This window comes from Streptomyces sp. NPDC048639, assembly GCF_043199075.1.
Lineage (GTDB): Bacteria > Actinomycetota > Actinomycetes > Streptomycetales > Streptomycetaceae > Streptomyces.
The window spans coordinates 188,186-202,208 of the sequence record NZ_JBICVP010000008.1 but is presented as its reverse complement, the minus strand read 5'-3'; the positions used below and the strand labels follow the sequence as shown (position 1 = coordinate 202,208).

General features: G+C 73.4%; 8 protein-coding genes. 6 read left to right on the top strand and 2 right to left on the bottom strand.

Translation table 11 applies throughout. From position 1 onward, the window contains the following. Positions 1-34: 34 nt before the first annotated feature. Positions 35-1,741, top strand: coding sequence for a glycerol-3-phosphate dehydrogenase/oxidase (locus ACGFNH_RS22695; protein WP_393656459.1), 1,707 nt, complete (start codon positions 35-37; stop codon positions 1,739-1,741). A gap of 66 nt (positions 1,742-1,807) precedes the next feature. Here the strand turns inward: ACGFNH_RS22695 and ACGFNH_RS22690 are convergent, their stop codons facing one another. Further along, complete coding sequence (locus ACGFNH_RS22690) at positions 1,808-3,064, bottom strand: serine hydrolase domain-containing protein (protein ID WP_393656457.1); 1,257 nt, start codon at positions 3,062-3,064, stop codon at positions 1,808-1,810. Positions 3,065-3,395: 331 nt separating this feature from the next. On the opposite strand from ACGFNH_RS22690, the gene ACGFNH_RS22685 reads away from it, so the two are divergent. From ACGFNH_RS22685 to ACGFNH_RS22675, 3 genes are all read left to right on the top strand, one after another. Continuing rightward, the gene (locus ACGFNH_RS22685; protein ID WP_393656455.1) at positions 3,396-5,489 is read left to right on the top strand and encodes a serine/threonine-protein kinase; all 2,094 of its coding nucleotides are present in this window, start codon (positions 3,396-3,398) and stop codon (positions 5,487-5,489) included. Positions 5,490-5,634: 145 nt separating this feature from the next. Next, complete coding sequence (locus ACGFNH_RS22680) at positions 5,635-8,637, top strand: serine/threonine protein kinase (protein ID WP_393656453.1); 3,003 nt, start codon at positions 5,635-5,637, stop codon at positions 8,635-8,637. Positions 8,638-8,928: 291 nt separating this feature from the next. Beyond that, entirely contained in the window at positions 8,929-9,270 is a 342-nt protein-coding gene (locus tag ACGFNH_RS22675) for a hypothetical protein (protein WP_393656451.1), read from the top strand. A gap of 123 nt (positions 9,271-9,393) precedes the next feature. On the opposite strand, the gene ACGFNH_RS22670 is transcribed toward ACGFNH_RS22675, so the two are convergent. After that, positions 9,394-9,870: a nuclear transport factor 2 family protein gene (locus ACGFNH_RS22670; protein ID WP_393656449.1), complete on the bottom strand. Its 477-nt coding sequence runs from the start codon at positions 9,868-9,870 to the stop codon at positions 9,394-9,396. Between the two features lie 425 nt (positions 9,871-10,295). On the opposite strand from ACGFNH_RS22670, the gene ACGFNH_RS22665 reads away from it, so the two are divergent. Beyond that, a complete protein-coding gene (locus ACGFNH_RS22665) occupies positions 10,296-11,927 on the top strand; it encodes a protein kinase (protein ID WP_393656447.1) in 1,632 nt (543 codons plus the stop codon). Positions 11,928-12,164: 237 nt separating this feature from the next. After that, positions 12,165-13,931 carry a serine/threonine-protein kinase gene (locus ACGFNH_RS22660; protein ID WP_393656445.1) on the top strand — a complete coding sequence of 589 codons (1,767 nt, stop codon included), beginning with the start codon at positions 12,165-12,167 and terminating at the stop codon, positions 13,929-13,931. Positions 13,932-14,023: the final 92 nt, after the last annotated feature.

Genomic DNA, 14,023 nt, shown 5'->3' with positions numbered 1-14,023 from the left:
GGAAAGAGCGACCCGGACACGACGGGAGGCAGCGGTGAGGACAGCGACACTGGGACCGGCCGAGCGCGGTGAGGCACTCGCTCGTATGGCGGAACACGAGCTGGACATTCTGGTCGTGGGTGCGGGCGTCGTCGGCGCGGGCACCGCGCTGGACGCGGCGACCCGCGGCCTTTCGACCGGGCTGGTCGAGGCGCGCGACTGGGCGTCCGGCACCTCCAGCCGCTCGAGCAAGCTCATCCACGGCGGGCTGCGGTATCTGGAGATGCTCGACTTCACCCTCGTACGCGAGGCGCTGAAGGAGCGCGGACTGCTGCTGGAGCGGCTCGCTCCACACCTGGTCAAGCCGGTGCCGTTCCTCTACCCGCTCCAGCACAAGGGGTGGGAGCGCTGGTACGCCGGGTCGGGTGTCGCGCTCTACGACGCCATGTCCATCTCCTCGGGCCACGGCCGCGGCCTGCCCCTGCACCGCCACCTCTCGCGCAAGCACGCGCTGCGCGTCGCCCCCGCCCTGAAGCGGGACGCGCTCGTGGGCGCCCTGCAGTACTACGACGCCCAGATGGACGACGCCCGCTATGTCGCCACGCTCGTGCGCACCGCTGTCGCCTACGGCGCCGAGGCCGCCAACCGCGCCCGCGTCATCGGCTTCCTCCGCGAGGGCGAGCGCGTCGTCGGAGCACGCGTCCAGGACGTGGAGGGCGGCGGCGAGTACGAGATCCGCGCCAAGCAGGTCGTCAATGCGACCGGGGTGTGGACGGACGACACGCAGGCGCTGATCGGCGAGCGCGGCCAGTTCCACGTACGGGCGTCCAAGGGCATCCATCTGGTCGTGCCGAAGGACCGGATCCACTCCACGACGGGGCTGATCCTGCGTACCGAGAAGAGCGTGCTCTTCATCATCCCGTGGGGCCGGCACTGGATCGTCGGTACGACGGACACCGACTGGGACCTGGACAAGGCGCACCCCGCCGCCTCCAGCGCCGACATCGACTATCTGCTGGAGCACGTCAACTCGGTCCTGGCGGTGCCGCTGACCCGGGACGACGTCGAGGGCGTGTACGCCGGGCTGCGGCCGCTCCTCGCGGGTGAGTCCGAGGCCACCAGCAAGCTCTCGCGCGAGCATACGGTCGCGCACCCCGTGCCGGGGCTCGTGGTGGTCGCGGGCGGCAAGTACACGACGTACCGCGTGATGGCCAAGGACGCCGTGGACGCGGCCGTGCACGGGCTGGACCAGCGCGTCGCGGACAGTGTCACGGAGGACACCCCGCTGATCGGCGCCGAGGGTTACCGGGCGCTGTGGAACGCGCGGGCGCGCATCGCCGCCCGTACGGGTCTGCACGTGGCGCGGGTGGAGCATCTGCTCAACCGGTACGGCTCGCTGACCGAGGAGGTGCTGGAGCTGGTCGCCCGCGATCCGTCGCTGGGCGAGCCGCTCACCGCCGCCGACGACTATCTGCGCGCCGAGATCGTGTACGCGGCGTCGCACGAGGGCGCGCGGCACCTGGACGACGTCCTGACCCGCAGGACCCGGATCTCGATCGAGACCTTCGACCGGGGGGCGCGCAGCGCACGGGAGGCCGCGGAGCTGATCGCGCCTGTGCTGGGCTGGGACAAGGAGCAGATCGAGAAGGAAGTCGAGCACTACGAGAAGCGGGTGGAGGCCGAGCGCGAGTCGCAGCTCCAGCCCGACGACCAGACGGCGGACGCGGCGCGGCTCGGCGCTCCGGACATCGTCCCGATCTGACCCGCACCCCCTACGCCCCTCCCACCGCCCGTCCGTTCCGGCAGCTCCGCCGGAGCGGGCGGGCGGTCACCGTGTGCGCCGCGGGCAGAACTCGGCCTGTTGCAGGCGGGTTTCGGCGCGGAGGGAGGGGGTGCGGTCGGTGTTCACGCGGTAGGTGAGGACGTGGGTGCCGTCGGGTGTGCCGAGGGCGCGGACGTAACTGCCGTTGATGGTGCCGTTGTGGCCCCACAGCGTCACCCCGCACGGCAGCCGGACGGGGAAGAGGCCGAGGCCGTAGCGCCCGCCGGTGCCCGTGGTGTCCCGCATCTGCCGGAGTTCGCGGGGCTCCAGCAGTGCCCCGCCCAGCAGGGCGCGGACGAAGCGGCTCAGGTCACCGAGGGTGGAGACCGCCTCGCCCGCGGCGCCCGCGCTGGAGGGGTCGAGGCGGGTCACGTCGGCGATGCCGCCCTCGGGGGACGCGCCGCCGTGCCCGCGGTGTGCAAGGGGCTCGACGCGCGCGCCGCGCCGGGCGGGTGCGCCGTGCCGGGCGGGTGGGCCGTCGCCCGGCGTCGAGTACGCCCGCCCGTGCGGATCCGGCAGATCGGCCCGCCTCCCGGGGAACGACGTGCCCGTCAGGCGCAGCGGACGCACCACACGGCGCTCGACCTCCTCCGCGTACGGGCGGCCCGTCACTTTTTCGACGATCTGCCCGAGCAGGATGTAGTCGGTGTTGGAGTAGCCGTAGGCCGTGCCGGGCGGGAAGCGCGGCGGGTGGCGCAGCGCGACGCGCACCAGCTCCCGGGGCGTGTGGGCCTCCATGCGGTGTGCGCGGAAGCCGCGGCCGAAGAGGCGTGCGGCGAGCGGCGGATCCTCGGTGTAGTTGTACAGGCCGCTGGTGTGGGCGAGGAGTTGACGCACGGTGATCCGCCGGCCGTCGTTGCCGCGGCCGCGCACCAGGCCCGGCAGATGGTCCTCGACGCGGTCGGTCAGCCGGAGGCGGCCCTCTCCGGCCAGTTGCAGGACGACCGTGGCGACGAAGGTCTTGGTGAGGCTCCCCGCGCGGAAGCGGTCGCCCGCCCGGATGCGGCGCTCGTCGCGCAGGTCCGCCACACCCGCCGTACCGAACCACGGTGCGTGACCTTCGGTACGGGACAGGGCCGCCGCGCCCGGCGCGCCGCCCGATGTCACCAGCCGCTGAACGGCGGCCCGTACACCCGGCCGGGTGCTCTCCGCGCGCGCCGCCGTGCTCCCGGCGGGCGTCGCGCAGCCGCTCGCCAGCAGCGCAACGGACAGCGCAACGGACAGTGCGGTGGCGGCCGTTCGGCGCGCGGTGCGCTCGCTCATCGTCGTCGGTCCCTGGCCTCGTTCCGGTGCTCTTTCCGCTGTTCGTTCGGGTGCCCTGCGCAGGGCGTCCGGGTGCCCGCATAGCGGACGGTCCCTTGCCCCGCATGAGCGGACGGTAGTGGACTGCTCTGTGCCCGTCACTGCGGGTCCTGATGGAGGCGCATACCCAGGACCCGCACTCGGAGCACCCCCTCGCATGAGGGAGAATGGGGGCTCTGCCGGGGCCGGTCGCGCGAGTCGGATTCACGAAGCGCCATGCATCGCCATGGGTCGCCTTGAACCACAGCCAACTCGGCGCCATCGTGGATTGATTGCAGCGCTGAGGGGATGCATGTCGGAGGCGGAGCAGACACAGGGCACCACAGGACGCCTCCTCGCCGGACGCTACCGGCTGGGAGAGGTCCTCGGCCGCGGTGGAATGGGCACGGTCTGGCGGGCCGAGGACGAGACGCTCGGCAGGACCGTGGCCGTCAAGGAGCTGCGTTTCTCGTCGCATGTGGACGAGGACGAGAAGCAGCGCCTCATCACCCGTACGCTGCGCGAGGCCAAGGCCATCGCGCGGATCCGCAGCAAGGGCGCGGTCACCGTCTACGACGTGGTCGACGAGGACGACCGGCCCTGGATCGTCATGGAGCTGATCGAGGGCAACTCCCTTGCCGAGGTGATCCGGGAGACCGGCGGCCTCACCCCGCACCGCGCCGCCGAGGTCGGGCTCGACGTCCTCGACGTACTGCGCGCTGCGCACCGCGAGGGCATCCTGCACCGCGACGTGAAGCCGTCCAACGTGCTCATCGCGGACGACGGCCGCGTCGTGCTCACCGACTTCGGCATCGCGCAGGTCGAGGGCGACCCGTCGGTCACCTCCACCGGCATGCTCGTCGGCGCCCCCTCGTACATCTCGCCGGAGCGCGCCCGCGGCCACAAGCCGGGCCCGCCCGCGGACCTGTGGTCGCTCGGCGGCCTGCTCTACGCCTGTGTCGAGGGCGTGCCGCCGTACGACAAGAGCTCGGCGCTCGCCACGCTGACCGCCGTCATGACCGAGCCCCTGGACCCGCCGAAGAACGCGGGCCCGCTGGAGGAGGTCATCTACGGACTGCTGGCCAAGGACCCGGACCAGCGGCTGGACAACGCGGGTGCCCGGGCGTTGCTGACGGACGCCCTGAACGCGCCGGAGGACCAGGGGCCCGAGCCGCCGAACGGCGAGCGGACGCGGATGATCCCGATGCCGGCGGACCCGGATCGCGTCCCGAAGTCCGAGCGGGCGGCGGCGAAGTCGACCAAGTCGGCCAAGTCCCCCAAGGCGGCGAAGACGGCCGGGCCGGCGAAGGCCACGAAGGCGGCGGCGCCGGTGAAGGCACCGGCGGAGCCGGAGAAGGCTGCGGCCGAGCGGGACGGGACGAAGCCCGCGCGCACGCCCGAGCCTGGGGCGAAGACGACGGCGATGGCGGCGGATGCGGCGCCGGATGCAGGGCAGGACGTGTCGCCCGCGCCGTCCGCGGGGGCGCGCAGCGAGGTCGAGAGGCGTCTGCGGAGCGCGCTGGCGACCGTGCGCAATGCCGCCAAGTCCTCACCCTCGCCTGCCCCCGGGCACGGTGACGTCGAGCGGAAGGAGCCCGCGGCGGCGCCCCTCACGGACGTCTTCTCACGGCGGACGCTGGTGATCGTGGCCGTGGTGGTGGCGCTCGCGGTCCTCGGCACGATCCTGGCCCTCGCCTTCCGTGACGGCGGCGAAGACGGTGCCAAGGGCGGCGCGTCCGGCGGGGACAAGGCGGCCTCCGCCGGCAGCGAGGGCGGCAAGGACAAGGCGAAGCCCCAGGAGGGTGGCCAGGGGGACGGGTCGGAGTCCGGTTCGGTCGAGGACGAGCAGCCGAAGTCGGGTTCAGGTTCGGGGTCGGACTCGGGCACGGGGTCGGACTCCGGTTCGGGATCGGGCGGCGGGTCGGACTCGGGGCCCGGCGACGCGGAGGTGCCGGACGGCTACGACAAGGTCTCCGACTCCCGCTTCCACTTCAGGATGGCGCTCCCGAAGGACTGGAAGCGCACCGGCGTCGCGGGCCGGAACTCCGGCGGGATATACAGCGAGTCCGGCGGATTCCCGCGCGTGCAGATCGACTTCAGCCCGGGCCCCACGTCCGACGCGCTCGCCGCGTGGAAGAGCCTGGAGCCCGCGGTGCGCAGCAACTCCTCCGGCTACCGCCTGATCAGCCTCAAGAGGGTCGACTACCGGGACTATCCGACCGCGGCCGACTGGATCTTCGAGCGGAACCAGAACGGGCAGCGGGTCCGGGTCCTCAACCGCGGCTTCAAGGTGGATGCCGACCACGGCTACTCCATCATGATCACCTGCCGGGCGGACGCCTGGGACGGCAAGGAGTGCTCCACGCTCCGCGACACGGCCTTCGCCACGTTCCGGCCCAAGGACTGACCAGTGCCCGGCTCGGGCACGTATCGTGAGATCTCGCGAACCGTACGCAGCCACAACCGGCCGGAATGTGACCGGATTTGACGGTTGATCGGGACAACATGGTTGCGGTGCGAGTGGTGTGGACAGCGCGCTCCGGGGAGGGGTCGTGGACGACTATGCGGGTCGGGTGCTCGCCGGCCGCTACCGCCTGCCCCGGTCGGCCGCCGACACCTACGAGTTCGTCGAGACCGTCGCGTTCGACACCTACAGCGGCCAGGAAGTGCTGGTCCGTCAGATACCCCTGCCGGAGGTCGTCGAGGCGGAGGTCGTCGGCGCCGATGCCCCCGACGGCCGCGGCTACGGCACCGCCTTACCCGGGTACGGCACCGACCCGCGCCGCCCCGCCGACCCGGTCGTACGGCGCGCGATCGACGCCGCGACGGCCGCCGCGGCCCTGCCCGACCACCCGGGCCTGGCCCAGGTCTTCGATGTCCTCGCCGAAGGCGGCAGCCTGTGGGTGGTGAGCGAGCGGGTGGCCTCGCGGCCGCTGGCGGCCCTGCTCGCCGAGAAGCCCATGTCGCCCCACCGCGCGGCCGAGGTGGCCGCGGATCTCCTCAACGCGCTGCGGGCGCTGCACGCTTACGGCTGGACGCATCGCAACATCACGGCCCGTACCGTCCGCGTCTGCGAGGACGGTCGCGCCATGCTCACCGGCCTCGCGGCGGGCGCGGCGGAGGAGGCGCTCTGCGGCTACGACCCGGTGCCGCGCCCGGGCACGCGGCGACGCGGCGGTACGGACGCGCAGGACGAGGCGGGCGGGCACGACGACGAGGGCGGGCAGGGCGGTCCGGGACAGGGCGGTCCGAGGGGGCGCGGTCCGGTCGGGCAGCAGGAGGGCCCGCGCAGACAGGGCACGGGCGGCCGGGGCGCGGGGAGTTGGGCCGCGAGGGAGGCCGGGTACGGTCAGGGCGCCACAGGTGACCGCACCGCGCGCGCCGGGGCCGTCGCCGCCTACCGAGCCGGTGCCCGCGCCGCCGCCGGAAGGACCCAGGCGAACGCCTACATCGAGCGGGAGGACACCCGCATCGAGCGGGAGGGCGCCCCGGTCGAGCGGGACCACCCCTCGATCGAGCCGGGCGTCGAGGAGTCCCCGGGCGGGGAGGCTCGCGGACTCCCCGCTCCGCGCCGGAGCGGTACATCCGCCGCCGACGTCCCGGTGAGCCCGGCCCCTTGGGAACGTACCGCCGCCGATCAGCCCCTTCCCTCCGGCTACCTGCCGTACGAGCCCCGCTCCGGTTCGCCTTCCGTGCTCCCCGCGGCGGACGCTTACCGCGACCCCGATGAGCGCGGTGCTTCCGGCCTTCCCGCGCCGCGTACCGGACAGGGTGTGGAGTCCGCGCACGACCACGCGCGCACGAATCTTCCCGAGCTGTACGACGACCCGGCTCCGCACGACGACCCGGCCCCGTACGACGACCCCGCTCCGTACGACGGCCCGGCCCCGTACGACGACACGGACCCGTACGACGACCCGGCTTCGTACGACGTCTCGGATCCCTACGATGCCTCGGCTCCGTACGGCGGCCCCGGTCCGTACGGTGCCGCGCTCTCGCCGCGCCCGTCCGAGGCACCCGGTGGCGCAGCGCTGCCCGCGCCCCGGGTCGGCCACCCCGTCATCGAGCCGCCCGGCCAGGGCACCGACGGGGCTTGGGACGAGGCCGACGGCGCTTGGGACGAGGCCGACGACGCCGCGGACCAGCCCTGGGGTGATGCCGGTGACGGGCCCGAACGCGACGGATACCGGGGCCCCCTCACGCCGCTCGCCGCGGAACGCGCCCGCCAGGCCCGCCTGGTACTCGTCGGAGCCACGACCGAGCGGTGGGCCCCCGAACAGGCCGGGCCCGTCCACGGACACTGGCAGCTCGCACCCCCCGTCGGGCCCGCCACCGACCTCTGGGCCCTCGGCGCCCTGCTCTTCCGGGCCGTGCAGGGGCACGCGCCGTACCCGGAGGACAGCGCGGCCGAACTCGTCGACATGGTCTGCTCCGAGCCGCCCGCCTACGCCGAGGAGTGCGGCCCGCTGCGCCCCGTCGTGGAGTCGCTGCTCCGCCAGGACCCCACCGAGCGGCCGGACTTCGAGGAACTGCGCGGCTGGCTGCGCTCACTGGTACGGTCCGCGCCCGAGCCGGATCTCGGCCACCGGACCGTCACCGTTCCCTCCCTCGACGGGACCGGCCCCGCCGACCCGCGGCGTCTGCCGATCCTCCGGCGCCGCGGTGAACTGGTCCGCCGGCGCCGGGCGTCCGCGTCCGCCGCCGCCCACGGCCGCCACAAGCGCGCCCGGGAGAAGCCCGTCCGGGAGAAGGCCGTCCGGGAGAAGCCCGTCCGGGACAAGGCCGTCCGGAACGAGGCCGTCCGGAACGAGGCTGTCGGTCGGCCGCCCGTCCGGGAGAAGCTCGTCCGGGACAGGCCCGTCGGCGGACAGCGAGCGAACGGTGCGCAGAGCCCGCGCCGCCTCGGCCTCACCCTCGTCGGCCTGGTCCTGCTCGCCCTCATTGCCGCCCTCGCGTACGCCCTGCTGTTCATGCCGGGCACGGACGAGGGCGGGGACGGGGATCGTACGGGTTCGACGGGCACCGGGGCGTCCCGGCCGGGCCCGGGCGACGGGGCGTCGCACGGGTCGCAGGAGCCGCAGTCCACCGAGCCCTCCGGCCTTCCCGAGGGCTTCGCCGTACGCCGGGACCCCGCCGGCTTCGCCGTCGCCGTCGACGAGGAGTGGGAGCGGCGGGGGAAGAACTCCCGGGGCCAGATCCGGTATCTGGGCGGCGACTTCGAGATGATCGTGGTCCCGGGCCGCGACTCCGTCGACGACTTCGGCGGCGACCCGATGACCTATCAGCAGGACAGGGAACGGGAGTTGAAGCCGTTCCGGGACTCCCAGTGGTCCTCGGCGTCCGGTCTGCGGCGGATCGACGTCGGCGGGACGGCGATGGCCGAGGGCACCTTCGCCTGGAAGGACAGCAGCGGCCGCGAGGTCCACGCCCGCAACCTGGCGATGATCGTCGAGGGCCGCTACCACCTCATCGTGGTGATGGGCCCGGCCGACGAGCGGGACGCGGTCGCGAAGTTCTACCAGCAGGCCGCCGACACCTACCGCCCCACCGGCTGACCCGCCCGCCCGCCGGACTGCCGCACCGGGACCCCTGCGAGGACCGGGGCGGCCGCAGCGGGACGGCGTGGCCGTTGGGGGAGGGGTCCGATGGGCGCGGGCATCGGGTCCTTCGCGGGTGAGAATCGGTTCCTTCACGGGTGAACGGGTGAGAGGTGTGCGCACGCTTCCTCGCCGCGTACGCGTCTGCGCATCGGCCGCCTCCGCGCTCTCCGACGGCGACGCGACACGGGGACACGCCTTCGCGTCAATCGCGGACAGGAGTCCCCTCGACCCCCTAGAATCGAACTCATGTACTACTGGGAGCGTCCGACGCACGAGCCGTCGTGCGAGGCCACCGAATCCCCGGGGCGTACCGAACCGGACGGGCGGGAAGTCCGCACGGATGTGTACGCACCGGGATACGAACCCGCGGCCTGGATCCGGGCGAGTGGGAATTGGCGGTTCGGTGTCATCCGGGCCCGCCATCGCTACGCCGACGGCGTGACCGAGTTGCACGTCGAACTCGCCATCGGGATGGACCGGTTCAGACGCGTCTACCCATGGCCGCAGCCCGGCATCCTCCCCGCTCACCCCGGCCGGAGGCTGACCCGCGCCCGGGGCGGTGCGGCGACGGCGGTACGGCACGGCTGAACCGGCACGGCAAGGCTGAACCGGCACGGCCGTACGGCCTGGCAGAGTCGGCCGGGCCGCAGCCGCCGCCGTCCGGCGCGGCGACGCCACGGCGATGTCGCCGTGGCGTCGCGCCGGAGCCGGTCAGGAGAACGCCCGTGCGGTGTCCTCGCCGCTCGTCCACCAGACGCCGAGCCGCTGGCGGGACAGGCGCCAGCCGTCCTCGGTGCGGACGAACTCCCAGTCGTACGGGCCGCCCATCGCGTACGGAGCGGAGCTGCGGCCCGGTTCGGTCACGGCGACGAACCACATGTAGCCGATGCCGGTCGCCCGGTCGCCCCGGACGTCGAAGGAGACGTTCAGGATGTGGTGCTGCATGTTCGCGTACGGGGCTTCCGCCTCGCTCACCTTGTCGCGGATCGCGTCCCTGCCATGGATCTCCTGCCATGGCCCGAACTCCAGGACCGCGTCCTCGGTCCAGAAGCCGATCCAGGTGTCCCAGTCCTTGCGGTCGAGGGCGTGCCAACCGCGGACCATCAGTGTGTGCAGGGCGTCCTTGTCCTCCAGCGCGCGCAGGCGCCGCAGCAGGATGTCGTGTTCGGTGGGGTTCTCCGTGGGCAACGTCGGCTCCTCGTCGGCATCCGTGGCGCCGCACCTCCGCGAGGTGCGGTCCTGCTTCGTGGCAGCAACCCTGCGCGGTGAACACCCGCGCGACCAGGGCGGTTTGTGCCCGGGGGCGGTACACCCCGGCAGTGCCCGGCGCCACGCCCCCGGTGCGCGGGTGACCGGCCGCGATCTCGGAGAGGCGCTGCTCGCTCCGCCGGGCGCGCGGTCGTGAACGCCGGGGCACGGGGCGGCGCGAACGCCGGGGCCCGCGGCGGCGCGAACGGCCGCTCGATCGCCGGGGCCCGGAGCCGGGCGGCGGCCGGACCACCGCGACGGGACGGCCGCGGAACTGCCGCGATCCGCTGTGCAGTTCGTCCCCTGATCACCCACATGCCCGAGGCCCTGTCCCGGTTGAGGGGCCTGTGGGGCAGGATGTGACCATGGGGAGCTTCCGGGGCGAGGGTGACCGCCTCATCGCCGGGCGGTATCGGCTGGGCGCGCGCCTGGGGCGCGGCGGTATGGGGACCGTGTGGCGGGCCACGGACCGCGTCCTCGGCCGCGAGGTCGCGGTCAAGGAACTCCGTGTGGAGGAAGGGGTTCCGGAGGCCGAGGCCCGCAGTCAGCGGGAGCGGACCTTTCTGGAGGCCCGTACGGTCGCGCGGCTCGCGCACCCCGGAGTGATCGTCGTGCATGACGTCGTCGAGCAGGACGAGCGGCCGTGGATCGTGATGGAGCTGATCGACGGCCGTTCCCTGTCCGACCAGTTGGCCTCCGAGGGGCCCGTTCCGCCGCGCGAGGCGGCCCGTATCGGCCTGGAACTTCTCGGCGCTCTGCGCGCCGCGCACGCCCACGGTGTGCTCCATCGCGACCTCAAGCCCGCCAACGTGCTGATGGAGTCGTCCACGGGCCGGGTGGTGCTGACCGACTTCGGGATCGCGCAGTTCACCGGCGGCACCACCATCACCGAAACCGGCTCCTTCGTCGGTACGCCCGAATACACCGCTCCGGAGCGGATGTCCGGGGGCCGTACGGGTCCGGAGTCGGACCTGTGGTCCCTCGGTGCCCTGCTGTGCACCGCGATCAACGGCACGTCCCCCTTCCACCGGGACTCCCTCGGCGGGGTGCTGCACGCCGTCGTGTCGGACGACATCCATCCGCCCGAGACGGCCCGGCCGCTGCTGCCCGTCGTACGGGGGCTGCTGGAGCGCGACCCCGACCGGCGGCTGGACGCGGAAGGCGCCGAAGTGCTGCTGGAGGAGTATCTGCGGACCGGCCGGATGCCGGAGATGCCACGCGGATACGGGTCCACGCAGCGCCTTGCCGAGGGTGCCCCGGTGTTCCTGCGGTGGCCGTCGTGGTTGCGGCGCTCGCCGTCCTCACCGGCCCGCGCGCGTACCGCTGTTGCGGCGCTGCTGCTGCTCGCGTCGGCGGTGAGCGCCGGGGTGGCGGCCGTGGCGATCCTGCTGGACAGCACCGACGACGCCAGGCCTCCGGGCGGGTCGACGGCGACGCGCCAGCCCACCGCGCACCCGTCCCCGGAGAGCCCGACGGCCTCGCCGACGGTGACGGTCACGTCGACGCGCACCGCCACGCGCACCCCGGACCCCGCGGACAACCCGGTGCCGCGCGGCTATCGCCGGGCCTCCGACCCCGCCGGGTTCTCCCTCGCCGTGCCGGACGGCTTCACGCGCTCCGTCGAGTCGCCGCGCATCTTCTACAGCGACCGCGACCGGGTCTTCCGGATCGGCATCCACATCCGGGACACGGAGCCCGGCGGGCCGCTGGCCGTGATGCGGGACGCGCACGCCGCGGGGCCCAAGCGCTACAAGGGGTACCGGGACGCGCGGGTCACGGCGACCACGCACGGCGGACACCGGGCCGCCCTCTGGGAGTTCACCTGGAACGGCACCGCGGCCGACGGGGGCCCGCGGCAGACGTTCGACCTGAGCTGGGAGGAGGGCGGGAAGATGTACGACCTGTGGATCTCCGCTCCCGTCGGCGAACGCGCCACCGCACGGCGGCACTTCGACACCGCCGTCGAGACGATCCGGGTCGGCGGGCCCAAGTCCTGAGCTCTTGCCGTATCTCTGAGCCCCTTGCGTAGCCCGAGTCCCGAGTCCCGAGTCCCGAGTCCCGAGTCCCGAGTCCCGAGCTCGTGCCCAAGCCCGAGTCCTCTTGCGCCCAAGTGCCCCTCTGCCGAACCCGATTCCCGCGCTCGGGGCCCCGAGCCCCTGAGGTGTGTCACGGTGCTGCATCCGCTCACCGCACCCGCTGGAGGCGCACACCCCCGCACCGGTAAAGATGAGCACATGACGAACATGGGGGGACGGGCCGACGAGCCCAGCAGCTACGGCCTTCAGCCACCCGCCGGCCCCACCGGCCCTGTCGGCCCCGCCGGGCGCGACGGGAACAAGCCCGTGCCGTCGCAGGGCCACGAGCCGACCCAGGTCGCGCACCAGCTTCCGCAGCACCAGCCCCCGCAGCACCAACCCCCGTATCAGCAGCCCCCGCAGACCGGTCGGCCCCCGGCCCAGGTCGTGGCGGAGTCCGCCGGGCACGATGCGGCCGGGAGCCGGACCGTGCCCGCCGCCGCCCCCGACGTGGGCCGCCTGGTCGGCGGCCGCTACCGCCTCGACGCGCGCCTCGGACACGGCGGCATGGGCACCGTCTGGAGGGCCCATGACGTCGTGGTCGACCGCGACGTGGCGGTCAAGGAACCGCGGGTTCCCGATCATCTGCCCGAGCGTGAGCGCCGGACCGTCCATCAGCGGATGCAGCGCGAGGCCCGCGCCGCGGCCCGTATCGACCACCCCTCCGTCGTCACCGTGCACGACGTGGTGGTCGAGGACGGGCGTCCGTGGATCGTGATGGAGCTGGTGCGCGGCCAGTCGCTCGCGGATCGCCTCCAGGAGGGCACCCTCGACCCGCGCGAGGCGGCGCGCATCGGTGCCGCCGTCCTCGGTGCCCTGGCCGCCGCGCACGAGGCCGGTGTGCTGCACCGGGACGTCAAGCCCGCCAACGTCCTGCTGGGCCGTCACGACCGCGTGGTGCTCACCGACTTCGGCATCGCGCAGGTGGAGGGCGAGCAGGGCCTGACCGAGACGGGTGCGTTCGTCGGCTCCCCCGAATTCACCGCCCCGGAGCGGGTGCTGGGGCAGCGTCCCGGCCCGGAGTCCGACCTGTGGTCGCTGGGCGTGGTGCTCTACGCGGCGGTCGAGGGCATGTCGCCGTACCGCCGTTCCACGACTCCCGCCACCCTGCAGGCGGTGCTGTCGGCCGAGCCGCAGATGCCCTCGCGGGGCGCGGGCGCGCTCGGCACGCTGATCATGCAGCTGCTGAGGAAGGACCCGGCGGCGCGGCCGACGGCGTACGAGATCCGGCAGACGCTGGAGTCCGTGGCCCGCCCGCCGGAGTCCGCCGCCGCGGCGCGCCTGGCCGCTCCCGGTTCGGGGGCGGGCGGCAGCGCGTTCGTCCCGCCCGTCCTGCACGGGAACCGCAAGGCCCAACTCGGTTTCGGCGCAGCGCTGCCGGCGCTGGCCGCCGTCCTGGTGCTGATCTTCGCCAACCCCTTCGCGACCGAGGGGATGCCCGCGCACTGGGTGGTGCGCGAGGAGGGGGAGGTCGTGGGCGCGTCGCTGGCCGTCCCCGGGGAGTACCGGCGGACGGTGAACGCGGACGACCAGTACGTCGAATTCGCCGACCCGAGCGGTGTGTTCACCATCGAGGCGTCGGTCTACACCGAGGACATCGGGACGGTGGCCGAAGAGGCCGAGGGATGGGTCGACTTCTACGACTCGGGCGGGGAGAGCGGGACCGAGGTGGCGGACGCCCGGAGCGAGCGGAGCAAGGCGACTCAGCAGGGCCGCCCGGCAGAACAGGTCGATACCACCTACAAGCCGTACAACTACGACGAGGACGACATTTCGTACCGGAAGCTCAATCACATCTATGTGGACAAGGCGAAGAAGCGGTCGGTCGTGGTCACGGTCTCCGCACCCGCCCGCGGGGAGGGGCGCAAGAACGGCGAGGAGCTCTTCCGCAACGTGGTGAAGTACCTGGACATTCAGGATCTTTAGGACTCCTGCCAGTCATCACTGGCGCGATTGTGGACGACCGGTGAAAACGAGTTACCGACGGGTACCCAAAGCGTGCGTCCCGGCATACTCTC

What these genes read in the sequence shown, in the direction of transcription:
- ACGFNH_RS22690 (WP_393656457.1), bottom strand. Translation starts at nt 3,064, where the DNA reads ATGAGCGAGCGCACCGCGCGCCGAACGGCCGCCACCGCACTGTCCGTT.
- ACGFNH_RS22685 (WP_393656455.1), top strand. Translation starts at nt 3,396, where the DNA reads ATGTCGGAGGCGGAGCAGACACAGGGCACCACAGGACGCCTCCTCGCC.
- ACGFNH_RS22675 (WP_393656451.1), top strand. Translation starts at nt 8,929, where the DNA reads ATGTACTACTGGGAGCGTCCGACGCACGAGCCGTCGTGCGAGGCCACC.
- ACGFNH_RS22665 (WP_393656447.1), top strand. Translation starts at nt 10,296, where the DNA reads ATGGGGAGCTTCCGGGGCGAGGGTGACCGCCTCATCGCCGGGCGGTAT.
- ACGFNH_RS22660 (WP_393656445.1), top strand. Translation starts at nt 12,165, where the DNA reads ATGACGAACATGGGGGGACGGGCCGACGAGCCCAGCAGCTACGGCCTT.